This is a genomic window from Desulfitibacter alkalitolerans DSM 16504 (genome assembly GCF_000620305.1).
Taxonomy (GTDB): domain Bacteria; phylum Bacillota; class DSM-16504; order Desulfitibacterales; family Desulfitibacteraceae; genus Desulfitibacter; species Desulfitibacter alkalitolerans.
Map to the genome: position 1 here is coordinate 1 of NZ_JHVU01000030.1, position 24,218 is coordinate 24,218.

The 24,218-nt window shown below is 36.5% G+C and carries 20 protein-coding genes; all 20 read right to left on the reverse strand.

Annotation, left to right across the window (positions count from 1 at the left end):
• Window positions 1–300: 300 nt before the first annotated feature.
• The 20 genes from cas4a to K364_RS0104685 all read right to left on the reverse strand — a co-directional run bounded on the left by cas4a (window position 301) and on the right by K364_RS0104685 (window position 24,211).
• Window positions 301–1,224 carry a type I-A CRISPR-associated protein Cas4/Csa1 gene (cas4a, locus tag K364_RS0104585; protein WP_028307036.1) on the reverse strand — a complete coding sequence of 308 codons (924 nt, stop codon included), beginning with the start codon at window positions 1,222–1,224 and terminating at the stop codon, window positions 301–303.
• Between the two features lie 4 nt (window positions 1,225–1,228).
• Window positions 1,229–1,810, reverse strand: a complete 582-nt coding sequence (gene cas4, locus K364_RS0104590; protein WP_242841654.1) for a CRISPR-associated protein Cas4 — start codon at window positions 1,808–1,810, stop codon at window positions 1,229–1,231.
• Entirely contained in the window at window positions 1,797–2,057 is a 261-nt protein-coding gene (cas2, locus tag K364_RS0104595; RefSeq protein ID WP_028307038.1) for a CRISPR-associated endonuclease Cas2, read from the reverse strand. The genes cas4 and cas2 overlap by 14 nt, the downstream gene beginning before the upstream one ends.
• A gap of 2 nt (window positions 2,058–2,059) precedes the next feature.
• On the reverse strand, window positions 2,060–3,067 hold the full coding sequence (gene cas1 / locus K364_RS0104600) for a CRISPR-associated endonuclease Cas1 (RefSeq protein ID WP_028307039.1): 1,008 nt from the start codon (window positions 3,065–3,067) through the stop codon (window positions 2,060–2,062).
• Between the two features lie 164 nt (window positions 3,068–3,231).
• Window positions 3,232–4,200: a CRISPR system precrRNA processing endoribonuclease RAMP protein Cas6 gene (gene cas6, locus K364_RS0104605; RefSeq protein ID WP_028307040.1), complete on the reverse strand. Its 969-nt coding sequence runs from the start codon at window positions 4,198–4,200 to the stop codon at window positions 3,232–3,234.
• 289 nt (window positions 4,201–4,489) lie between these two features.
• Window positions 4,490–6,496: a type I-D CRISPR-associated helicase Cas3' gene (cas3, locus tag K364_RS0104610; protein ID WP_028307041.1), complete on the reverse strand. Its 2,007-nt coding sequence runs from the start codon at window positions 6,494–6,496 to the stop codon at window positions 4,490–4,492.
• A gap of 2 nt (window positions 6,497–6,498) precedes the next feature.
• Window positions 6,499–7,209, reverse strand: a complete 711-nt coding sequence (gene cas5d, locus K364_RS0104615) for a type I-D CRISPR-associated protein Cas5/Csc1 (RefSeq protein WP_169734737.1) — start codon at window positions 7,207–7,209, stop codon at window positions 6,499–6,501.
• Window positions 7,210–7,214: 5 nt separating this feature from the next.
• Window positions 7,215–8,177 carry a type I-D CRISPR-associated protein Cas7/Csc2 gene (cas7d, locus tag K364_RS0104620; protein WP_028307043.1) on the reverse strand — a complete coding sequence of 321 codons (963 nt, stop codon included), beginning with the start codon at window positions 8,175–8,177 and terminating at the stop codon, window positions 7,215–7,217.
• Window positions 8,174–8,797, reverse strand: coding sequence for a hypothetical protein (locus tag K364_RS0104625; RefSeq protein ID WP_028307044.1), 624 nt, complete (start codon window positions 8,795–8,797; stop codon window positions 8,174–8,176). Before K364_RS0104625 ends, cas7d begins: the two co-directional genes overlap by 4 nt.
• A 62-nt stretch (window positions 8,798–8,859) precedes the next feature.
• Window positions 8,860–11,634 carry a hypothetical protein gene (locus tag K364_RS0104630; protein ID WP_028307045.1) on the reverse strand — a complete coding sequence of 925 codons (2,775 nt, stop codon included), beginning with the start codon at window positions 11,632–11,634 and terminating at the stop codon, window positions 8,860–8,862.
• An 833-nt stretch (window positions 11,635–12,467) separates the two neighbouring features.
• The gene (locus K364_RS22855) at window positions 12,468–13,541 is read right to left on the reverse strand and encodes an XdhC family protein (protein WP_051533806.1); all 1,074 of its coding nucleotides are present in this window, start codon (window positions 13,539–13,541) and stop codon (window positions 12,468–12,470) included.
• 24 nt (window positions 13,542–13,565) lie between these two features.
• The gene (locus K364_RS0104645) at window positions 13,566–14,927 is read right to left on the reverse strand and encodes a PLP-dependent cysteine synthase family protein (protein WP_028307046.1); all 1,362 of its coding nucleotides are present in this window, start codon (window positions 14,925–14,927) and stop codon (window positions 13,566–13,568) included.
• A 20-nt stretch (window positions 14,928–14,947) separates the two neighbouring features.
• Window positions 14,948–15,886: a carbamate kinase gene (arcC, locus tag K364_RS0104650; protein WP_028307047.1), complete on the reverse strand. Its 939-nt coding sequence runs from the start codon at window positions 15,884–15,886 to the stop codon at window positions 14,948–14,950.
• Window positions 15,887–16,015: 129 nt separating this feature from the next.
• Window positions 16,016–17,251, reverse strand: a complete 1,236-nt coding sequence (locus tag K364_RS0104655; protein ID WP_028307048.1) for a threonine synthase — start codon at window positions 17,249–17,251, stop codon at window positions 16,016–16,018.
• A gap of 190 nt (window positions 17,252–17,441) precedes the next feature.
• Window positions 17,442–18,425, reverse strand: coding sequence for an ornithine carbamoyltransferase (locus tag K364_RS0104660; RefSeq protein ID WP_028307049.1), 984 nt, complete (start codon window positions 18,423–18,425; stop codon window positions 17,442–17,444).
• A 33-nt stretch (window positions 18,426–18,458) separates the two neighbouring features.
• On the reverse strand, window positions 18,459–19,709 hold the full coding sequence (locus K364_RS0104665; RefSeq protein WP_028307050.1) for a YgeY family selenium metabolism-linked hydrolase: 1,251 nt from the start codon (window positions 19,707–19,709) through the stop codon (window positions 18,459–18,461).
• Between the two features lie 37 nt (window positions 19,710–19,746).
• Complete coding sequence (locus K364_RS25415; RefSeq protein ID WP_051533807.1) at window positions 19,747–20,472, reverse strand: GntR family transcriptional regulator; 726 nt, start codon at window positions 20,470–20,472, stop codon at window positions 19,747–19,749.
• Between the two features lie 283 nt (window positions 20,473–20,755).
• Window positions 20,756–22,090, reverse strand: coding sequence for a uracil-xanthine permease family protein (locus K364_RS0104675; protein WP_207640831.1), 1,335 nt, complete (start codon window positions 22,088–22,090; stop codon window positions 20,756–20,758).
• A 436-nt stretch (window positions 22,091–22,526) separates the two neighbouring features.
• On the reverse strand, window positions 22,527–23,606 hold the full coding sequence (buk, locus tag K364_RS0104680) for a butyrate kinase (RefSeq protein WP_035268047.1): 1,080 nt from the start codon (window positions 23,604–23,606) through the stop codon (window positions 22,527–22,529).
• 56 nt (window positions 23,607–23,662) lie between these two features.
• Complete coding sequence (locus tag K364_RS0104685; RefSeq protein ID WP_028307053.1) at window positions 23,663–24,211, reverse strand: BMC domain-containing protein; 549 nt, start codon at window positions 24,209–24,211, stop codon at window positions 23,663–23,665.
• Window positions 24,212–24,218: the final 7 nt, after the last annotated feature.

Genomic DNA, 24,218 nt, shown 5'->3' on the forward strand with positions numbered 1-24,218 from the left:
CTTTCAGTCCCCATTATCTGGGTCAATACAATGAAACGTCCCGTTCCAACCACTTCAAGGTTCCCGTCTGGTCTTTCAGTCCCCATTATCTGGGTCAATACAATGAAACCGACTTATATGTGCATGTTTAAACCATTGGTGTATCTAATTTTACAGCGTTCTTGATTTATCAAAGAACTATCTTTCTTTCGCAAAATAATTTTCTGTTTCAAAACCCGGTGTATTTGCGAAAATGCCAACAGGGGAACCTGTTAATTTATTTCTCCAATATAATGTGTAATTCCTCTATATTCATTAATATTAGTTTTCCCTACATGTAGGATAATATGGGCAGTTGGTAACGCAATTTTCTGCTATGCCTGGATCCATTTCATTTTCTATCATTTGCATTTTATTATCCCTTTCTTCTATAAACCACTGCCGCAGTTCGTCATCTATAATATGCAGATCCCTATTAATAATTAGTCTATCATCTTTAAACTGAGCATATACCAAGCAGCCTATATTAATTGGATGCTCATAAATTGCTTCAGTTACCATGGCATATCCAGTAGTAGTTAGGCGATGAAAAGGTTTTGGCTCACCAAATTTTAAGTCAAGTATCATGGGTTCAGCAAAAGTAAAGGCATCTGAGCTTAAATTAGAGCTTAATCCTAAAAATGATCCATCTAATTTTTGTTCAGTTACAATTGGGATAGCCTGATTAACTAAAGCATCAACACCAATATATGGCTGCTTTGATAATACCTCCTGCACCCTGGCATTAATTCTTGATGTTTCAAATTCCAAAAGTATTTTAATCTTTCTTTTTAATTCACCCTTGTGTTCCTGCGGTAAATTTGCCACAAAACCATCCTGCAGATAAGTGTCTGCATCTACGAGAGCTGTCATTGGTCCCATAGAGCTTTTTAATCCATTATTAAATATATTTCTCTTAGCATTTGTTAGGCAATCAGCCAGAACCTGGTGCAGAATTTTACCTGTAACCATGGCAGAGTTAGGTTTTGTTTTTACCCCCATTACACGTCTTAGAAATAAATCCCGGTTTGTTGGACAATAAGAATTTGCAACTTCATATAATGCAAGTTTAATACCGTAAGGTGGTTCTAGTGGAGGTGCATACCAGTTCCATCCTCTTAATTCATCAGCCACATCCAGGCGTCGTGATTTTGGAATTAGTCCTCGCAAAAGTTTCTTTTTTTCTTCTTCATTTAAAAAGTACATTTATTCACCTCATATCATTGCACCATCTGCGAAATTCACAGTCAATACAACGTCTGCTTTTTCTGGGCGGAGATGGCATATTCTCATTTTGAATAATCTTCCGGATTTTAGCCATGATCTCCAGCACATATTTTCTAGCATTTGGTGTTATCTCAATTTCATATATCACTTCTGTTGTAGTAAAGTATAGAAAACCACACCTAATTGGCTTGTGGTAATATTCCTCTAAAAGCATTGCATAAGCTATAACCTGATATTTATGATTGAGATAGGGTGTACCATGGGTATGTTTTATTTCAACTGGATAAATATAGTTTTTTTGCACTATATGAAGGTCAAGTTTTCCCTCTAAGCCTAATCGTTCACTATATAAACCAGTGTGAAATATCCTTTCTCCTTCTTCTAAGTTGTATCTTTTTAATCTTCGTCTTTTCTCTAGCCTCTCCAGTTCCAGATGTTCCTCCTGTCCCAATTCCATTTTACCTGTATATTTTCGTGGTACAGGACAGACATGATGAAAATATATTACCCTGGGACAAAATAAATACTGTTTTATATCGCCAACCCTTAGTTTAATTTCCTGCACAAGGCAACACCTCTAAAACCTGCATAAGCCGCAAGTCTTTATCACATACTGGGCAGATTATTATGTTTCCTTCATCTTTCTTAAGTATCTTTTTTAATCTTCCGGTAATTTCCTGCCGCCTGTTATGATTTAATTCCCCAAAAAAAGTACTGTACTGAACATGCTGTAAACCATAGTCCTTACAGGTTTCAAATATTTTCTTTCTTATCCTATCCTCTGAAATATCGTAAATAATAAAAGTTTTCATAATCACCATCCACATACAAAAGGCTTGTAATTTGCTTCCTCACGTAAAAAAGTTGCAATTCTTCTTGCCTGCCTCTGCATGATTGTTTCCATGGTATATTTTTTGCCCTGATACATTTCCTTTTGCTGCAGCTTTTCTAAAACTTTGTCCCCAACCAGTTTCTTGCTTTCATTGGTTAAATACCCATCCTCAAGTTCCAGTTTAGTACCTTTGTTTACTAAAGCAATTACAACCCTATCTACCACTGGCTGACGAAATTCTTCTATAAAATCGTACACAAGGCTCTTCTTACCAGGCCTATCCACATGTAGAAATCCCCCGAATATTTCTAAACCTGCAAGGAGCAAACATTTCTCAATTCGTGTAGAAAGTATTGCATATCCATAGTTTAAAGCAGCATTAACAGGGTGATTGGCCGGACGGTGTTCTCTGCCGGGAAAATCTATTTCGGGGCCAAGAATTTTTGCAACCCCCTGCCAGTAAAGATTTCCTGCCCTGCCCTCTAAAGAAAGGATATTTCCTCTAATCTCATCAATATTGTTTCCAGATATACCCTTAAGTTCTTCTACAAGCTTTTCAATTTTTTCAGCAATAAGCTGCAATTCATTAAATAGATAAGTATCAGATACCTTACGGTACTTGGAAAAATATTTTATAACATTTCTCTGGTTCTTAAGTTTACCTTCAACAAAAAGTTTGACCAGCTTCACTCCCCGTTTATCCTTATAGCTCATCAGTTGTTCCCTGCGGGTGATAACAGAACCATTTAAATAAGATGATGTTAGATTAGCATAAGGGGTACCTGTATGGGATAGAAATGAAATGTTAATCCCATGCTCCATGCATTCTTGGAGTAAATCAGAAGAAAAGGTTATTCCCTTGCCTTCAATAATTAATTGCTGCAATTCAAAAAATGGAACCTCATTTACCACTTTCCCATTTTGCTTAACAGTTAGTCTTTGGCTTTTTTTACCTAAAAAAGTACCATAATCAGAAATAACTAGATCCATATTCCCACTTCACTTAATTGTTTTACTAACAATTATTGCCAAAAATCTTCAATGTCAAACTACCTTAATAAGTACTTTAACTTCATAAATTGTTATTCCAACGTAAAATCCATGTATCTGAGGCAGTTTTTGATTATATATTGTTTTTGCCAAACTATTCTGAACTAAACTATTTTATATTTCCCTAATCCAAAAACTGTACCCTTACCAGCATGGATAATTTCTGCTAGCTTTAAGTATGGGTATATATTAGTAAAATCACCTTTAAATTTAGCCCTTCCTACCAAGCCACCCATTTTTAATTTGGTATCCTGACGTTTAGAAAACCGCTCCCAATCAACCCATATAGTGTTATCCTCTATTTTTGTTGCTTTTTCTGCTTCTGCAATAAGGTCTTTATAATCAACATTCAAATCATCGCCATGATGAAAATATAAAATAGAAGAAATTCTTCTTAAAATATTTCTCATTAAAATATGCAGCTCTATATTATTTACCAACTCTCTCTGGTATTTAAGACGTAAAGGTGTAATAAAATGCAGTTCTATTTGGTCAGGTATATTAGTTCCTGATGTTTCTTGAATTTGACTTCCACTTATGGTACAGTTGACATTTTTCACAAGTCTATTTTGACAGCAAAAAATCTCATTTTCTACAATTTCATTTACTACTTGATTAGGAAGGTTTAATCCTGTTACCTTATGTAATTGAAATCTTCTCCTGCCTTTTCCGATACCCAGCTCACCTAGTTTTTCGAAAGCAACAATAAAATAAGGCAGGTATTCTATGCATTTACCCATGAGGATTATATTAAAATCAATTTTATCACCCTTGTTGTAATGGGTTTTTGATACCAGGGGGGGCTCTATAATAAATGGCCTTGGAATATCATCATAGTTTTTTAGTACTTCTGCCCCTATAGGTGGAGAAGTCTCAAATATATAAGCATAGGGACAGTTAGCCTGCAGTAAACAGCCGGTGCAGGTATTCCTTCCTAGTTGTGAACATGCTAATTTTTTAAAGGCAGTTCCAAATCCCCCTCTAAAGGTTGAACCTTTATAGGCTGGCAGTTCTAACCCATCTTCCTTTACTGCAATGGTAAACTTATATACTGCTGTACGAAAGTTTTTCATTGTAATCAGTCCCCTTTTTTAACCTGTTTCCTTGGGGTCAAAGCTTTTATAGGTAATCAATAATCTCTTGCGCAAATTGTTCAAAGCCTAACTTCTATTACCCGAATATCCAATTCCTAATCCCCTCTCTTTTATTTCGTTGCAAAGGTATTTAGAATGATAATCAAAGAATTTAATATAATTCTATTTTTTCAAGTTGTGGTTTTTCCATTTGAAACACCTTCGTTTTTATTCTCCTTAACCCCGGCCAGTGGACCGGGGTTAAGTGGTAAATAGTAACCAGGTTATTTTAATTATTATAATTCATTCTCCACATTTCCCATACAATTAAAGCTGCACCATGAAAAACTGCAGCTTTCTGTCCTCTACTGCCACATTTAAACCAGGGGATACGCCAATCTAATTGTTTGGCAAAGTCTATTGGAACAAGTACAAAAATATTAGGCCTCAAAGTAAATATATGAGAAATGCTCGATTTATGTCCATCTCTAAATACAGTTATACTTTCAACATCACGAGTACTATAAATAGTGCCAACTTCTAAATCAGTAAAAGACTCATGTATATAACAATGATGAGGATTATTCAGTTCAAAACCATCGATAAAAATGGTATTATACTTCTCCTTATATTGGGGACTCTTTTTACTCCATCGAAGAAGTGTAATTATATCAGTTTCATATATGGGATATCTTTCTTTTCTTTCTTCGGCATTATCATATACCTCTACAGTTGGGATTGAGCTACGAAATGATGCTATATTAAGATAATCAAGTAGCCAACAAGGTCTTCCATTTTCACGGGCTAAATTAACCCTTAATAAATATTTTTTTAATTTATCATTTATAGCTAAAGTATCAGCAAAACATTTTAATTCTTTTTCCAACCAATCAAAAATACTTTTTAATTCAGCATTGCTACAATTAAAATCTCGTCGTAGTTGATCTTTTATGACCTCTACCTGAGAACCAATTGTAACCACACCACCAAAAGTTGAAACAAACCAGTCGTAAGAATCATTTTTTTCATAAATTTTCTTAACCAATAACTCAAAATTATTACGTTCTATTTCCATTGCTATTTCGCCAAATGCTTTAACCTCTCTACTATCTCCGAACAGTAAAGCTTCTCCGTGTTGATGCCTACCCACTCTTCCCAAACGTTGCATAAAAGAGACACTATCTTTGGCTTCAAAAAGCAATAAATCAGTCTTAAAATCTATACCAACCTCTATAGCAGCCGTACCAATAACAACTAATTTTCCTTCAATTGTTCGATCATCCTTCGCCATTAATCCTCTTACAACACCTAGTTCACTATAGTTCCAGCCAGACTCTACCAACTTTTCTTCTAGTCTTATAGCATCTATGACTGAATTAATTATAACAACAGCAGGTACATAAAAGGGGTCTTTATGCAATTCAGCTTTCTTTTCTAGGAGTATGCGATTAGCTTGTAAGTGATTAAATATACTTTCAACCACATCATTTTTGTTATGCATAACCATAAACTTAACTTGATTAGTCATAATCTTTTCCCCATCTGGGGGTGAGTCTATATTTATGTGACTTGTAACCATTTCAAAGTTTCCGAGAGTTTTATTAATTAGGCCTATTATTTCATGATCTGGGGTAGCTGAAAGTAAAACTATTTTCTTAAACGAACCTAGCTTTCTAGCTAAAAAGGAAAGGAAAAGAATATGTGCCAGTTCTGTTCCCCAATATAAATGAAATTCGTCAAGCACTAACGTCTGGTAATGCTGTAGGTGAGCTATAACTTCTGAACTACTCTTACCATAACGGAGTGAATAAATTAAATAAAGCAAGTCAGGATTAATCATTACAATTTTTGCACAGTTATTTGAAGGAGGCTGTATAAGCTTTAATAAAGCTTTTGATTTACAATTATGCCCAAGTTTTTTTCTGAACTGTTCCAACTGGAACGCGTTTATTCTAACAATTTGCAGGTCTGCTCCTATATTTTTATCGTTAACAGTATCTGGAGTAATAATAATGCATCTCATACCTAATTCTTTTTCGGCCAATTCTCTAATAGATTGCTCTTGATCAACCATTAATGCATTAGTGGGATATACAAATACTGCACAAGACTTATTAATTAGAAGAGGAAGAACAGCTGAAGCAGTTTTTCCACTGCCTGTTTTAGTAGCTAATAAAAGCATGTCTTTTTCATCCCATTTTTCCATCATTTTAAGCTGATGAGGATATAAGCTCATATTAATATTCTGAATTTTGTAAGTAGGTATTTTTACCGCTAAAATATTAGTAATGGCCATTCTCATCTCCCCTGCCATAAACGTTTAGGAAATAATATCATATTCTTCCCTACTGAAATAAAATAATCATTTTGAATTTGTACTCTTCTAAAAATCATATGGGGAGGCATAATCGTGGGTTCATACCAGATGATACTACCGTATATATCTAGTGGATTAACAGGATGATCGGGAATAACAGGATTTTTTATAAAATACGCCTCTGCTCCACCAATTTCTTCCCAATAAACCCTTACTGAACATCCTTTTTTTCCTAACCGGAAAGTTCCAGGAAGCTTATAGTCAGTCAAAGTAAAACAATAAAATGAATAACCAAAGGTTTCTCTTCGATGACCCTTCGTTTTAGCAACTTGTGGTGATATCACTATCCTTTTTGCCAAAGATGGAGTGTTTATTTTACCTCCGGTATCAGTACGAAGAGTAAGATCATCCATTGCATTAAGAGTGACTTCAACCCTTTTAACTCTAGTATTTATAGCTGGTGTTGCATAAACAGGCATTACTTTTAAATCATGTTCATATTGAGGTGCAGTACCCAAATATATTCCATATGAATATTGTGATAAAGCATAAGTTAATGCGTAATTATGTAACAAAGGCCACGTGTTGGATACTTGAGCAATTTCTGACGAAGAAAACCATAGATAATCATGGTTATATAAACGCCCATAAAAGAGACGAATACCATGGTCTTTTAGTAAAATAGGTTTCATATACATCACACTTTCTGCATCTGACGGTATCCATTAACTTGATCATATAGAGAGGCCAACAGTTTAATACTCATTGATGTTTGAGAAACTTCTGAAATAATTTGATTTACATTTTCTGGGGAAATAATTTTGACTTTATCTTGATTACCAGTATATTTTTTATATCCCTTTAATATTTGATAAACTCGTTCCGCTGTTAAATCTTCTTGATAATCATATAGTTCTAAAGTTAATTCCATTGACGTAATTATTTCTTCCCAACCACCAACTATTCCAACTAAAGTATTTCGTACATCACCGCCAATTCTAGTTTCAGCCCCATAGCTTTTTGCAGCTAAAATAGTTTTAACTGTAAGTATTACTTCTTCCAAGGTAGCTGATTTTAAAGTTATAATAGAAGGAAATAAAGTTGCTGGTCTGACGGCGTACCGGCTTCCCAAAGCCTGTCCGGTTTTTTGATTTACATCATTTATTGCATTGAAAGTTATACTTGTTTCTACTTCCTCAAATGGTAATAATGAAAAGGCAGTACTATATTCTATTCGATGCTTAATATTAGCAATCTTTTCTTTTCCACTTTCAGTACTAGTGGCTCCGAAAAGAACACAACGAGGACACTGTAAACAAAGATTATCTTTGAGATAACATTCAGCTTGTTTTTGTATGTTATATTTTAGTTTTTCATCTAGATTTTGCTCTAAGGCTTCTTCTCCAGCAGATCTTAAAATACGTTCTAAAGTTCTTGACTCAACTGCTTTTTGTTTCGTACCAATAAAAGCTACTCGTTGAACATCATCATCTTCTTTAATAGATCTAGGGGTTACAACAGTATTTAATTCACGACCCTCCTCTGTTCTAAAAACAGCAAAGTCCAAAATCTCGCGAAAAATAATTAATTGAACTGTTTTAGCCCCAATAATTGGATTAAGCTTTTCTACTGTAAATTCTTTTAACTTTTCAATACTCATGACCTATCTTCCCTTTCTTCAACAGTTATTTCTTCCATTTCTTCAATATTCACCTCATCAACAAGTCGGTAATTTGACCAAAACAAATCAATGTCCTTTTTACGCATAGGATTATCCTCATATGCCTTATTTTTTTTACTGGGATAAATATTATAGTCCTTAATGCTTTGTTGTTCCCAGGCTATCTGTAAATCTTCTATATTAGGATATTTTTCTTCAAGAAAAGCAGCAAAATCTTTTCTAATTTGTTCAAAATAAAGACTTTGTTGTTTTCTACGCCTATAAAAAAGAGAATATTCAACTCTTTCTTTAGTCTTTTGTATCATCTGCTGAGGTAGAATATCATATAATTCTAGTACACTTTCAATTCCTTTTTCTAAATTCTTACGTGCTTCTTCTGATACTATTTGAGTATTTTTATTGGACATTTCATGAATTCTATAAGCATAACCCGCTAGATCTTCAACACCCCATCTGCCACTAAATGCACGTTGAAGCACTTTAGGAATGGGTCCCATTATTGCATGCCTAGTAGTAGATCCATACTTAAATGGTGAGTTTTCTAAATAAGTGTCAAAGCAATCTAAAATGTTGTGAATCTTTTTGTTAACATTATTCATATCGACAGTTGTTCCTCCAGATAAAAGAAACCGTCTCAACTCTCAACACTCCCTTCTTATTTTTATTCAAAGGCTTCTAATATTTCAAATAAACGCCAAGGAACATAATTACTTTTACTTTTAGACTCAATCCTACGAAGAATATGACCTGGTGTAGGACTCATTATAATTTGAAAAATATTATTTTTTTCAGGATAATCAGTACTGTATACTAAAGCTGCTGCTGAACCAATTTTTTTTAACCATGCTTGTGCCTCATCAAAAGAAAGCCAATCTTTTCCAACCAATTTATTAAGTCCTGAAGAAGTCGGCACTTTTACTATGCCACTCGAAATATCTTCCGGAATTCCTTCTCCTTCCTCAATCAAAAGAACAGTTGACTGTAATGATAAAGACAAAGTAATTAGAATAAATAGTTGGCGTAACCCAGCATTAGCCTTTGAATCATTGCCAAGACTGATACTAGTAGTTGAAGGCACTAAAATCATATGGGGAGTCTGTATTATTGATCTCATTTGTGGTATTAATTTATAAACTTGTTTACGGACCTCAGCTAAAACCCCATCTTCATCACTAAAAGTACCTGAAATAGCAGCATCAATAAGCTCATCTAAGTTCTTAAAATCAGTATTATAAGCTTCATTAATTCTTTTCAAGTCATAACCCAAAATATCATAAATTGCTTCAGTGAATTCCTTGCGATACTTTTTTTGTGTTTCATCTCCTATTTTATAAGTAAAAATATTTGCCAATTCATCCGATGATACTTTGTCCCAAACTACCTTTTTAAATTTTTCGTAAATATTCCCTGTTAGAGAAAAAGAAACTTTATTGGTAGGATCTTTGGTTTCACCTGACATAAGGCTAGTCAGCCGTTCCCATAAATCATTTGCGTTTTTAGTTAAATCTTCTCCACTATAATATCCTATGTTCATGCGGGGAAAAATTACAATGGTATGCGGAGGCTTAACCCCTAATAGAATTTGCATACAAAATCTCTCAAATTTACAATTATCACATATCACAACATATCCGGGGGGTCCATGACTAGGAGCGCGATTTGTATGTGATTCCGGTTTATTAACAAAATCCGCTTTCGCATTTGTACCACCCTTAAAATACTGATTACAAATAGGGCAAAGATGCTCTCCTTGAGCTTTTCTTGCAAGAGCTTTAGTAGTTTTGTATCCATCAATTTGACTATTTACAATTTCCATCAATCTAACTTGTTTAGCAGGATAAATAAGATTTTTTAAAAAAACCCCAGCAACCTTTTTCGGCTTTAATCCATAAGGGCGGTTTTTATTCTCTACATTATCATAAGCTTCCTTGGTGATGTAAGCCAAAGTTTTAATTAATAATTTCTTTCGTTTATCATCAGATAGTTCTTCTACAGAAACATCTGGTTGTTCCCAGTCTAGATCTTTGGCTCTTAAACGCCAGTATAAATCAACTGAATAAGCCATATCTACTGCGGGCAAAAATGTTGTAGTTTTTTGCAGCAGTTCAAAAGAACCTTTTCCAAAATATTTATCATACGATTGTTGTGCATTAGATATTATCTGCTCTAAAGCCCTATGCTTGGCCTTTTTTATTTCCCGTTCATATTTTTTCTCTAAATTTTCTTTGTTTTTACCCTTTTCCATCTGAATTTCTTCAAATAATTTATTTAAGTTTTTTTCATCCTCCTGAAGAATCTCAAGTTCATCTAAATTAAAACTTTTTCTATTAAAAATTGTTTTAAAAAACTTAAAAATAACCATTTCCTGACATGCTTTACTAATACGATCAATAATTAAATCTTTATTCTCAGATATTTTAGTTTGAATCAAATATTTTTTGCTCTTATCATCGGTTTTCTGAGTTTCCATGTCACTAATGACCTTTAAATACTTTATATAAGTTTTGTTTCTGTATTCTTCCGTTTTTTTTGAAAAACTATTTGGATTAATCCTACTTTGAGCAATTGTTAAATATTCTTCCATTTTACGATAGTCAAAAAGGTCTGGCTTAGGAAGCATTGATGCTGTTGGAGAACCAACTACCTGCTTTTCCATATCTTTTTTCATGACATTCTCAATAATTTCAACCAAATGTCTTTCTATCTCTGAAATTGACGGTGAAAAAATTGTTTGAGTAGCAGCAGTTACATACACTGTACCATTTGGATAATGTATTAATGGTTGCCAGCCTTTTTTTATATAAGCTTCCATGCAACTACGGTGAAGAAAGGCTGTTGAAATACCCCTTACTAAAACCTGATGATACGAAATATTTATGTACTGTGAAAGTATACTTTTTTCTAGTAACTGAATAGCTTCAAAGATAGCTTGTGCTGAAGAAAGGTTATCAATAAGATCTACTATTTCAGATAACTGTTTCCATCTGCTACTATTGTGTCTTTTGGATATAATTCTTCCAAATACTTTTCCAGGAGTTCGTTCCCTATTCATATGAAATAACACGCCTGATAAAATGTCCTCCTTGCAATAGTTAGAAAAATTAAAAAGCTTAATTAATTCATTAATTGCTTCTTGAGTTAACTCTTCATCAATATGAGATTGGTAAGGCTCATCACTCCGAATATAATGCTGCCATACTTCTTTTTCTTTCCCAATGTCATGAAGAAGAATTCCAAAAAATAATGAAGTTATTTCTTCTGCCTTCAATCCTAATTTTTCTATAAGTAATAATTCTATGGCAATAAGAATATCAAGTTGAATAATAGTATGGTCAAAAAGTGTTTGTTCGTAATCAATCTTTTTAGCCAACTTACGCTGCCAACCTCTATTAATCATCCAAGGAATAGCCTTACTTCTAAATTGTTTTAAGTGCAATGTTTATTTTCACCTCCCAATTTAAAAATATAATTCTTTAATCAAATAATTGGTATCTAAAGATACATTTTTAACATGAAATCTTAATGTCAATTTGGAGCGGAATGTTAATAGCTATGAACTGAAATCCCGCTTGTGCCAGCTATATAATCTCAAATAATTTAAGCAATAATATTAAGATAATAATTGTGCTAAGTGAAAATGTTACTGTCATAGAAATAGTGAAATTGTTTTTATTTTCCATCAAATTACTCCTTTCTACATACATTTGAGTTTTTCCTCCTTTAAGTTCCAGATAGTTTTTAAACTACCATTTATGGATAATTAACTAAAATTTGTAGCATTTATATTGTGCTTAATCTAAACAAAATTATTCTATAGAAAAGTAAACACTAATAAACTTAAAAAAAACAACATATACTATTGTTGACCTCTAGCTATAAGGTACTGAAATTTTATTGATAACTAATGTTTTGACCTCTTTTAAAAGGGATTACGCCTTGACAACTTATTACCCATATCACAGTAAAAAGGCCTTGATATCAACCTAATGTTGCTATCAAGGCCATCTGCATTATTATATTCCTTTGAGTACCTGCTAGAAACGCAACTAGCTTTGCACAGGTTCCGCTATGTTAACCCTCCATGCCTTCCTTTCCTTTTCATTATTTTCATTGGTTACTTCATTTCTTGTCTAAAACTAGCCCTTATGTTTATAGTATTAACAAGTACAATATATTTTGTATTAAGATAATCGGCACCGCATAGTGCTTGCCGCGAGTGTTTTTAAATTACTTTAATCACACTGCAGGGTGATGCAGGGTGATTATTTTTTATCCTGAATTTTGAACCTTCTCGATGAAAACTTCCACCTTACCGCCACAGATCAAGCCTTCATCCTCAGCTTCATTAATAGTTAAAGTAACAGTATATGTGGTTGGCTGTCCTGTATCTATCACTTCCAGGGCTTTTTGCCTTATTTCAGCCTCTACACAACCCCCGCCTATTGTGCCAATAATGCTTCCATCAGCAAGGACCAGCATTTTAGTGCCTACATCTCTCGGTGCTGAGCCTGTTCTTTTTACAATTGTAACCAGAGCTTTTGGAATCCCTTCATAGCCCCTTACGATAGCTTCAATAACTTCTCTACTCATTGCATCCCCCATACTTCTGCCGCTTTTTATGGCAATTATCTGGGACACAATGGAAACTGCCAGTTCCTCAGGGCTTTGCCCGCCTATATCCAGTCCCATGGGACAATTAAGCCTGGCTATATTCTCTCTGGAAAATCCAGCCTCGGCAAGCTGCCTTCTTGTAATTGCTGCCCTGCTTTTACTGCCCATCATCCCCAGGTAGGCCATATCTCTTTCCATGAGCTTCTCCAGGCAAAGAAAGTCATATTTGTGTCCACGGGTTACAAGGATTACCCAGGTATTTTCATCAATATTTATTTGATTTATAGCATTTTCAAAACTGTCTACAATAATTTCATCTGCATCGGGAAACCGCTGGCTATTAGCAAAAGAAGCCCTATCGTCTATAACAGTTACATGAAAACCTATCATCTTTAATAAATGACAGGTTGGTTGGGAAACATGACCAGCACCGAAAATAACAGCCTTCGGTGCTGGAATATATTTTTCTAAATAGATTTCAAATTCCCCTTCATCAACTGCCATTTGAAAAGTTCCGGTTATCTTCTTATCTACTGAAAGCTTATGGACAAAGAGGGTTAATTCATGGGTTAGTTTCGGGGAAAGATCACTATAATATACTTCCCCTGAAAAGTCACATAAAATTTTTTTGCCCACAAGGCCCTTTGTGTCACCATATTCTTTAATGATAGTTACTAAAACAACCCTTTTCTGACTCCTCAGTGCTTTTGACAATTGATAAAAGGCATTCACAAAAACTTCCCCCTGGTTCTAAAACTATCTTAGTTCTTTAATCATTTTATCGTAGTTTTCTATTTTTGCAAACTCTTCTTCCCAGAAGTCCATGCTTCTCATGGAGTCAATATATTCTTTTGAATAACCAAAGGGCAGCCAATCCTTTTCCTTCTGCTTGAATAATCTTTCTTTATTTTCTGGTTTACGGAAGTCATAAATATGCTCTTCATCTGCTTTAATAAAGATGTCGTTAAACCATCTTTCTAGAACCATTCCTTCATATTCAAGGTATCTCTCTTTAAGTTCTTCTAGCACTGAAGGATAACGGTCAAAGCCATCAGTTGCAATTGTAACCACATTGTCATCGGGACCCAGGCGCAGATATTTAGCCATTTTAATGGCACCAATAATATTGCAAAGACCGGATATGCCAAACTTGCCAGCCAGGTTTTTAGCAGCTGCCTGGGAAACTCCATTTTTAACCAGAACCTCTTGCCCATCCTCAATTATTTTTAACCCTTTAACACAGTCGTCATCATGTATTAAAGTTACAAAGTCAGTAGTTAATACATTGTGTATAAGGGTACACATTTTATCTCCAATTCCTTCAATTCTATGCTGGCCAAGTCCACCAGTTGCAAGGGTTGAGCACTCATATGGTTCTAATGCAACTACTTTACACTCTGGAAATGCACTCTTAAGCTGGTCACCGGCAGCTATTGTGCCTGCAGATCCAGGTGCAGAAGTAAAGCATGCAACCCTGCCATTACCAATACCCTTAACAGCTTCTATGGCTGAGTTTCCTGTAACATATCTATGGAAACGATAATTTGGAAGAAGCTCGAATTGGGCCAAAGGCCTATTTTTAGGATCCTTTTTTAACTCATAGGTTCTTTGCAAGGTTAGAATAACGTCTGATTCAGTTCCCGGGGTCAAATCAAGCTTGCCGCCATATTTTTGGATTCTTTCATACCTTTCCTTACTCATGTTATCCGGCATGATAACTACTGCCTCATAACCCATCAGGTTGCAGATATAGGCAACACCTATGCCAAAGTTTCCTGTTGATGGTCCTAGTATTGTATGCTCCCCAGGTATAATATCTCCGTCTACACAGCCCTCCATTAGGGTAGCGTATGCCGGTCCCACCTTATGGGAGCCGGATGGAAAATATTTTCCAAGGAGTACAACAATATTAGCATCAACACCTGTTAACTCTTTGGGAAGTACAATTTTGTTGACTTCATTCTCTTCATTTTTCCAGGTAATGTTGAAAAGATTAATTGGGTCAAGTTCGTTCTCTGCTTTTGCTTTTAGAGCTTTTTCCCGTATCTCAGGGGAGATTGTTTCAGGATGAAGCATCTCTTCATAAGTTGGACCAAAAGGAATTCTATTTTTGGACATTTTGTATCCCTCCTACATATCTATTTTTTAATAAATCTGGTTCCAGATTTACCCTCAACTGCCTCTAAGAGGTATTCAAGTGAAGCTATAACGGAGCTACCGCCCCTTTCAACAAAGGCAACAGCTGCTTCAACCTTGGGACCCATGCTGCCGCTTCCAAATTGACCTTCCTTCAAGTATTGCTTGGCTTGTTCTGTAGTTAAAACGTCAAGATTCTTCTGTTCTGGAGTACCAAAGTTTACCGCAACTTGAGGTACATCTGTCAGAATCATAAACAAGTGAGCACCCATTTGCTGTGCCATCAAGCTGCCTGCCCTATCCTTGTCAATTACTGCTTCTACACCTTTTAACATGCCATTTTCTTCGATTACAGGTATACCGCCCCCACCACCTGCAATAACGATATTGCCTTGATTTACCAGGGCCTTTATGACAGGTAATTCAACAATTTTCTTGGGCTTTGGAGAATACACTACCTTTCTCCAACCTCTACCGCTGTCTTCTATCCACTTTTCACCAGTTTGAGCCATTATCTCTTCTGCCTCTTGTTTAGTTAGAAATGCTCCAACAGGCTTTGTGGGATTTTCAAAAGCAGGGTCATCCTTGTCAACCAATACTCGAGTTAGGATAGTACACACCTGCTTATCTATACCCTCTTTACTTAGAGTATTGGTCATGGCTTGTGCAATCATATAACCTATAAAACCCTGACTTTCTGCTCCACAAGCAAAAAGCGGCATTGCCGGTACTTTATGCCTTGCTTCCATGTGCTGCACCAGGATATTTCCTACCTGGGGCCCATTGCCATGAGTAATTATTACTTTATATCCCTCTTTTATTAATTTGACTATATGCTCGCATGTTTTTTCAACATTGGTCATTTGCTCTTGAAATGTTCCCTTTTGCTTTGGCTGCAATATGGCATTGCCGCCCAATGCAACAACAACTGTGCTGCCCATAAGCTTCTCCTCCTCATTAAAGTTATCCTCCGGTTTACATCATGAACAGATCTAGATTTAGGTCCAGTCACACAAATAATAAAAACGTGCCACAGGAACCTGCCACGAGAACCGTCCCCTTGTCTTGCTTTATATTTTTTCTAGTACTTTTTCCAGCTCTTCCAGGCTTGGTGAAATTTTAATAGGTTCTCCGGCAGCCCTTATCCCATTGGCCACATCCTTGAGACCATTGCCAGTAATGCAGCATACTATAGTTTCCTTTGGGTCAACTAAACCTTCAGCTACTGCTTTCTTAATACCCGCAAAGGCTGTTACCCCTGCTGGTTCTCCAAATACTCCTGCATAGTTGCCTATATTCCTCATAGCTTCCAGTATTTCCTCATCTGATACATTTACTGCAATACCTTTTGTCTCTCTGATTGCACACAATGCCTTGTCAGGATTTCTAGGCACACCTACGGCAATACTATCAGCTATGGTATTTTCCTCCATGGGTTCAAATTCTTTATTTAAATGAAAGGCCCTATTGATGGGATAGCATCCTTCAGCCTGTACTGAAATTATTTTAGGTATTTTAGATATAAATCCAACTTCATAAAGATCCTTAAAGCCCTTCCAGACACCTGCAACTGTACATCCATCACCAACTGAAACAGCTACCCAGTCTGGCATCTCCCAGTTTAACTGCTCGGCAATTTCTAAAGAAACCGTTTTCTTACCTTCCACAAGGTAGGGATTTATTGCTGCATTTCTATTGTACCAGCCAAACTTTTCTATGGCATGGGCCGAGAGTTCAAAGGTCTCCTGATAACTGCCCTGGACACTAATAACTATTGCTCCAAATATTTTTAGCTGGGCAACCTTGCCTTGAGGTGCTCTCCCGGGAACAAAAATTACACTTTTTAAGCCAGCTGCCGCTGCATTTCCTGCTAATGATGACGCAGCGTTACCTGTTGATGAACAAGCAACAGTATCATATCCCTCCTCTAAGGCTTTGGCTACAGCTATGGCCGAAGGCCTATCCTTTAAGCTTGCAGTTGGATTTAACCCATCATCCTTTAAGTATAAATTGGCAAGCCCAAACTGCTGACCCAATCTATCAACACGATATAGAGGAGTCCAGCCTACCCTTAGGGGCGGTTTAGGACCATCAGGCTGTACAGGCAAGAAATCCATGTATCTCCACATGCTGTTGACCTTGCTTTCAGAAAGAATTTTCTTATTGATACGACTGGCAATATATTCATAGTCATAAACCACATCCAGGATACCTTTAGGTCCACATTCCTTACATGTGTATATTCCTGGTTCTACAGAAAATGTTTTATTACACTTAACACAACGGAGATGTTTTACATTTTTCATATCCGCTAACCTACTTTCAATGTTTAATGATACTTAAATTATAGCACAATTTTTTATTAAATGTTAATAATCTTAGCCTGCCTATTAAGTTATATTTAACACAAGATCTAAATTTTAAATATTAAAATAGGGGGAAATTTCTTACCCCCTATTTAATATTTAGATACCGTTAAATAGACTGCTTATAATTTTAGCGGCCATTCATTGTCATTACCATGACAGCCTTTGAAGTGTGAAGTCTATTTTCAGCTGCATCAAACACCACTGAATGAGGTCCGTCTATTACTGAATCTACTACTTCATTTCCCCTGTCAGCAGGCAGTGCATGGAGATAGATTACATCGTCCTTAGCCATGGCCATTTTTTCTTCAGTACAAATCCAGCTCCTATTAGCTTCTAATAGATCATCAACTACAACATCACTCTGGTTAGTTACCCAGCTGCCCCAGTTCTTGGGTATTACAATGTCTGCATCCTTGTAAGCTTCGGCTTCGCTGTTAATAACTGTTACTGAACCACCATGCTTTCTAGCATTCTCTTTGGCCTGATCAATAACCCAATCAGGAAGTGGATATCCTTCAGGATGGGCCAGGCAAACATCCATTCCGTATCTTGGGAAAAGAAGAACCTGGGATAGTGGTACAGAAATTGGCTTCTTATGGCTCTTGGCATATGCCCAGATAATTGATACCTTAAGTCTCTTTAGATTCTTTTTCTTCTCCTGCATTGTCATCAGGTCAGCAATGGCCTGTAGTGGATGATATAAATCACACTGCATATTGATAATGGGTACTCTTGAGTATTCTGCCATTTCCCTTAGGTATTTGTTGCCAATTTCCCAGAAGCAATTTCTGCAGGCAATTGCATCGCCATAGCTCGAAAGGATAATAGCTGTGTCCTTGGCTACCTCTCCGTGGGAGATCTGCATGGTGCTTGTATCTAGATAGTTGGCATGGCCACCAAGCTGTGCAAATCCCGCTTCCATTGAATTTCTTGTTCTTGTTGATTGCTCAAAAAACATTAAAAACATGGTCTTATACTGAAGATAGGGTGTTGGGATGCCCATTGCAAATTTTTTCTTCATGTCATAAGAAACATCTAATAGGGTATCTATCTCTTCCTTTGTCCACTCCTGTAATGTTATAAAATGCTTGCCTCTGAATTGTGATTTCATTGTTTAATATCCTCCTTATGTTGATTATATTTTTTATTTATTATCTACTAGGTTTTTTGTACTCTCTGGCATCTTATCAGCGTATTTGTTCACATAGATTGCAGGAATTACTGCATACATTGCTGCAGCTTTAACCAATTCACTCTTCCATGTTTTTTCATTGGGTGCATGAGCTTCCTTCTCTGCACCTGGACCAAATCCTATACAGGGTATTCCAAATCTTCCCATGATTGATACTGCATTTGTAGAAAATGTCCATTTGTCAACCAGGGGCTGACTGTTAAACAAGCCTTGATAGCTTTCAACTAATGTCTTAGTAGCTGGGTGATCCTCTTCTATGAGCCAGGTTGGGAAGTATGATTTTGTTGGATATACCAGCCCGGTATATGATTTTCTTTCATAGTCATACATATCTACTTCAGCATTGGCCTCCTTTACAGCAGGCAGATTTTTTATCTGCTGCAGTGCATATTCATAGGTTTCCCCTGCGGTAAGTCTTCTATCAACAGAGATGGTACATCCATCTGCAACGGCACACCTTGAGGGAGAGCTGAAGAATATTTCTGAAACCGTAAGGGTACCCTTTCCTAAAAAATCATGGTCCATTAGGTTTTCATTTAGTGCTCTTAGTTCAGTTAATATGGGAGCCATCTTGTAGATTGCATTATCGCCCCTGTCTGGAGCAGACCCATGGCAGCTAAGGCCCTTGGTGCTTACCTTTATCTCCATTCTACCCCTTTGCCCCCTGTAGATATTAAGGGAGGTGGGTTCAGTTATTACCACAAATTCAGGAACTACTTTGCCTTCATTAATAATATACTGCCAGCAGAGTCCATCACAGTCCTCTTCCTGAACTGTTCCGGTTACAACTAATGTATAGTCGCCTTCAAGTCCTAGATCCTTGATGATTTTTCCTGCATAGACCATGGAAGCCATTCCGCCTAACTGGTCTGAAGCCCCTCTTCCTATAATTACCTCATCATCCTCATAGCCTTCATAGGGGTCATAATCCCAGTTTTTTATTTCGCCAACACCAACGGTATCAATATGGGCATCCATGGCAATGAGATGCTTTCCGTGGCCTATGTACCCTAAAATGTTTCCCATTGGGTCTATATCAACCTTATCAAACCCTACTTTATCCATTTCTTCCTTGATACGCTTGATAACTAACTCCTCATTACAGCTTTCACCTGGTATTGCTATTAGGTCCCTTAAAAATCTAGACATTTCAGGCTTATACTCATTAGCCTTTTCTAATATCTTTTGAAAATCCAAGTTCATCTGCTTCAAACCTCCTGCTTTTAGTTTATTTTTTATATTATTTACTCCTTACCAGCTTAAATTGATATTTATCACCTCTAAAATATTGATATCCATAGTTTATAGGGATACCATTCTCATCATACATGACTCCTTCAAGATAAATCATAGGGGTATTTCCTCTTACCTCAAGTAAACGTGACACTTTTGATGGAGGCAAAACAGCATTAACTGTAGAAATATATTTGTTAGGCTTATATTTGGTATACTTATTAAGGAATTCATCCAAGGACTCACATTTATACCTTAGCTTAAGGAAATCCTTATCATTGTTAACCAAAAAGCCTGGGATTATGTCAAAGCAGTATATTACAGGCTCACCATCTGATAATCTAAGGCTTTCAATTTCATAGCATATATCTCCAAAGTTTAAGTTAAACACGTTGGCCATTTCTTCATCCAGTGTGGTTTCATGAATAGATAAAACTTTATCTTCTGCCAAATGCCCTGATTGACGTATAGAGTTGGTTAAGCTTTCTAGCCTTTCTATGCCAGCCACTACCTTGGAAGGGCTCTGACTGACATAGGCTCCTCTTCCATGCTTCCTTGAGATTACACCCATATTTTCTAAGTGAGTTAATGCTTCTCTTAGCGTACCCCTGCTGACTCCCAAAATTTTGGAGAGTTCAGGCTCGGAAGTTAGTTTTTCTCCAGGCTTAAAAACGCCTTCATCAATTCTTGCTTTAATTTCATCAGCTACGTCTACATATAGGGGTCGTCTCATAAATATCCTCCACTGTTAGTATTAGTGACACCTAGGGTGCTTAAATTAATCAATTGACTAATTGCCAGATTGTCTAACAATTTATATAAATATTCTATTCTCTATTTCTTTAAAAATTCCTGCATATTGAAGATAAAAAAATAACTTTTTTAAAAGGGTCAGGCTTGACAAATTGACAAAAATTAAAGAAACTGCGATTTAAACGGTAATTAAATCGCAGTTTAATCCATTATTATAGTCAATATTATAGAAGTAGTCATTTTGAAGCTTATGAGTTTTAGGTTTATGCGTTTCGTCCTGTATCTTCTGGAAGGATAATATTTAAAAACAATGAAACTAATGCTGCTATAACAATCCCTGAACCAGCAAATATCAGCTTAATAGACTCCGGGAAATACTGAAGTGCATTTGGGACCGATCCTAACCCTAGACCCAGTCCTAGAGCAACAGCAACTATAAGCAAATTTCTACGGTTTAACGGCGTCTTGGTAATTAATACAATACCAGATGTGGCTATCATGGCAAACATTATTATAGCTGCTCCACCCAATACGCTTTGTGGCATTACCGCTATTAAAGCACCCAGCTTGGGAAATAGTGCAGCTGCTATTAGGAATAATGCACCAATAGTTACAACATAACGGCTCATAACTCCTGTGAAGGATACGATACCTACATTCTGGCTGTATGAGGTGTTTGGAAGTGCATTAAATATTGCGGCAAAACTACTTGATAAACCATCAGCTATTATACCACCGGATAATTCCTTATCAGTAGCCTCTCTGCCGGCGCCACCTGCAGTTATACCGGAAATATCCCCTACCGTCTCAACAGTTGTAACAATAAACATGATTAACATGGCTGCAATTGCAGCCCAGTGGAAGGTCATGCCATATTGGAGAGGTGTTGGTATGGAAAACCAGGCTGCTTCTGCTACAGGTGCAAAATTCACTTTGCCCATTGGGATAGCTACTATATAGCCAACAACAATGCCAATTAGAATTGCTGCCATACTTATAAAACCTTTAAAAAACTGGTTGCAGAAAATAACCACAACTAGTACAAGGAAGCCTAAAAATAAATTAGAAAAGGACCCAAAATCCTCAGCACCTACGCCACCAGCAAAGTAATTTACTCCTGTTGGCATTAACGACAAGCCAATTGTTAATAAAACTGTACCTGTTACTACTGGAACAAAATACTTTCGTAATGTTTTTAAGAAGAAGCCTAAAACGGACTGGAATAAGCCCCCTATAAATGCTGCACCAAGGATTCCAGATAGGCCAAACTGACCTCCAATAGCTATAGAAGTAGGAACAAAACCGAAACTGGTACCCATTACAATGGGCAGATTGGCACCCACAGGACCAATTCTGTTAGCCTGGATGAGGGTTGTTATACCCGCTACAAGCATAGCACATTGAATCAAAAATGCCCTTTCACCTACAGTAAGTCCAAGTACACCAGCAATAATGATGGGTACTGTTACGTTACCGGCAAACATTGCTAAAACATGCTGCAGACCAAGTGGAACAGCTTCTTTTAGTGGTGGCTTATCATCCACATCATAAACAGCTTTCACAGTAGTTGGGCAACCTACCATTGTTTCCTTATCCATTTTCATTCCTCCTCGTTTTTTAATAGCAGCTAATCTTTGGACACAAATAAATCGCATCCGTCTAACAAGCTATTTTTCTACCAGCAATATTATGCCACCAAGTTGTTAGTGGCATTCCAGCAGTGGCATTCTGCCGGATTGATAGATTGTCAGACAATTCGTGATTATTATTATTCTCTTTTAATTTAAAAACTCCTTCTAAAAAAATCTAAAAGTACTAGTTATTTTCTGGTAATAACTGCTAATGATTTTAAATTTTTAAAAATTCCTTATATGGAGATTAGTAAATAAAGAGTCCCTCCTGCTGAAAAGCAATGAGGGAAAAATCTGCAATAACATCCTCTAATAGTTTTAAATCCAGGATAATTATATTGCACTTTGTTTTTTTCGAAAATGGCAGTTTTTCAATCTATGTTTATCCTTGGGTTCATTATCCTTATTTATAATACTTATACTGTTCTTCTCTTCTTAAAACCCTTAGGGCACCTAGAGCAAGGGCTTCCATCTCAAACTCTCCCGGATATACCATGACTGGAGCAATAAAACTTATCCTTTTCATAATATTTTCAATAAATAATTCAGAATGTGCTAACCCACCGGTTAAAGCAATTGCATCAATTTCACCATTTAGCACTACCGCACAACTGCCTATTTCCTTAGCCACTTGATATGCCATGGCTTCAAAAATTAGTTGGGCATAAGTGTCACCTTCATTAATCATTTCCTGTACTAATTTTAAATTGTTTGTTCTCAGATAGCTTACTAATCCGCCTTTTCCAACAGTTAAACCAATTACTTCTTTTTCAGTAAGGCCACTATTAAAACATAGCTCTACTAAACTACAAGTTGGTAAACTGCCAGCCCTCTCCGGAGAAAAAGGACCATCACCATCAAGGGCATTATTTACATCAATAACCTGGCCATTATAATGAGCACCTATGGAAATACCACCGCCCATATGAGCAACAATCAGACTGCATTTCTCATATTTCATTCCTATTTCAGAGGCAACCTTACGTGCTACGGCCTTTTGATTTAGTGCATGGAAAATACTTCTGCGTTCTATACCATAAAGACCGCTAACTTTTGCTATGGGATTCATCTCATCAACTACAATAGGGTCAACTATAAATGAGTAAATGTTATTTTCATCGGCGATGCTTTTTGCAATAAGAGCCCCTAGATTGGATGCATGTTCCTTTTCTGCATTTCTGAGTTCACTGCACATTTTCTCGTCTACCAAGTAAGTTCCCCCGCTTATAGGTTTTAGTACTCCACCCCTTGCCACAATGCAGTTTAATAAATTGGGGTTGACCTGTGTTTTCTCTAAAAACCTGTTTACGGCATCCTTCCTGTAGTCCAACTGCTCATTGATGGAATTAAATCTTTGAAGTTCAGAGATTTCATGTGATGAAGTCTCTTCAAATATCATTTTTTCTCCTGAGAATATTGCTAGTTTTGTTGATGTAGATCCAGGGTTTATTACTAGAATAAGTTCGTCATAATCATTAATCATATCTACCTCCATGTTGACTGCTTAAATTAAATTTTACTATACATTTATATCTGCAGTTACATAATTTTACTATGTAAATCCTTATGGGGAGAAGGTATAACTAATTTATCTGCCAGAAGCCCACTTTTTAGTACAGCATTACTGCCGGCTTCAACTGCCGAAGTAACAGCCCCAACATCCCCTGTCATGGTAATCAAAGCCTTTCCACCCATGCCGCGGGCTAGCCTTATCTCAATAAGCTCTATCTGGGCAGCTTTAATCGCTGTATCGCCAGCTATTATAGCTGATACTACAGAATAGGTTTCTATTATCCCCAGGGCCTTTATGCTTTTTACTGTTGAGGTTCCGCTAATTGCCGGAAATACTCCCTCATGTATATTGGGTATAATGTGTTTGTCAAGCAGGCTGCTCGTGCATATGTTAACTGCACTATCTAGCGAGCTTTTCACAGCCCCAACATCTCCTGCAACGATTATTATAAATTTACCTGGGCAAACAGAAGTAGCCTCAAGGATCTGTACGTTACTTGCCTTAAGCATTTTATCTGCCGCCTGATAACCTTGAGTAATATTATTCAACTCTAGCAAGCCTATGGCTCTTCCCATTAATATC

What these genes read in the sequence shown, in the direction of transcription:
- cas4a (WP_028307036.1), bottom strand. Translation starts at nt 1,224, where the DNA reads ATGTACTTTTTAAATGAAGAAGAAAAAAAGAAACTTTTGCGAGGACTA.
- cas2 (WP_028307038.1), bottom strand. Translation starts at nt 2,057, where the DNA reads ATGAAAACTTTTATTATTTACGATATTTCAGAGGATAGGATAAGAAAG.
- cas1 (WP_028307039.1), bottom strand. Translation starts at nt 3,067, where the DNA reads ATGGATCTAGTTATTTCTGATTATGGTACTTTTTTAGGTAAAAAAAGC.
- cas6 (WP_028307040.1), bottom strand. Translation starts at nt 4,200, where the DNA reads ATGAAAAACTTTCGTACAGCAGTATATAAGTTTACCATTGCAGTAAAG.
- cas3 (WP_028307041.1), bottom strand. Translation starts at nt 6,496, where the DNA reads ATGGCCATTACTAATATTTTAGCGGTAAAAATACCTACTTACAAAATT.
- cas5d (WP_169734737.1), bottom strand. Translation starts at nt 7,209, where the DNA reads ATGAAACCTATTTTACTAAAAGACCATGGTATTCGTCTCTTTTATGGG.
- cas7d (WP_028307043.1), bottom strand. Translation starts at nt 8,177, where the DNA reads ATGAGTATTGAAAAGTTAAAAGAATTTACAGTAGAAAAGCTTAATCCA.
- K364_RS0104625 (WP_028307044.1), bottom strand. Translation starts at nt 8,797, where the DNA reads ATGAATAATGTTAACAAAAAGATTCACAACATTTTAGATTGCTTTGAC.
- K364_RS0104645 (WP_028307046.1), bottom strand. Translation starts at nt 14,927, where the DNA reads ATGTCCAAAAATAGAATTCCTTTTGGTCCAACTTATGAAGAGATGCTT.
- arcC (WP_028307047.1), bottom strand. Translation starts at nt 15,886, where the DNA reads ATGGGCAGCACAGTTGTTGTTGCATTGGGCGGCAATGCCATATTGCAG.
- K364_RS0104655 (WP_028307048.1), bottom strand. Translation starts at nt 17,251, where the DNA reads ATGAAAAATGTAAAACATCTCCGTTGTGTTAAGTGTAATAAAACATTT.
- K364_RS0104660 (WP_028307049.1), bottom strand. Translation starts at nt 18,425, where the DNA reads ATGAAATCACAATTCAGAGGCAAGCATTTTATAACATTACAGGAGTGG.
- K364_RS0104665 (WP_028307050.1), bottom strand. Translation starts at nt 19,709, where the DNA reads ATGAACTTGGATTTTCAAAAGATATTAGAAAAGGCTAATGAGTATAAG.
- K364_RS25415 (WP_051533807.1), bottom strand. Translation starts at nt 20,472, where the DNA reads ATGAGACGACCCCTATATGTAGACGTAGCTGATGAAATTAAAGCAAGA.
- K364_RS0104675 (WP_207640831.1), bottom strand. Translation starts at nt 22,090, where the DNA reads ATGGATAAGGAAACAATGGTAGGTTGCCCAACTACTGTGAAAGCTGTT.
- buk (WP_035268047.1), bottom strand. Translation starts at nt 23,606, where the DNA reads ATGATTAATGATTATGACGAACTTATTCTAGTAATAAACCCTGGATCT.
- K364_RS0104685 (WP_028307053.1), bottom strand. Translation starts at nt 24,211, where the DNA reads ATGGGAAGAGCCATAGGCTTGCTAGAGTTGAATAATATTACTCAAGGT.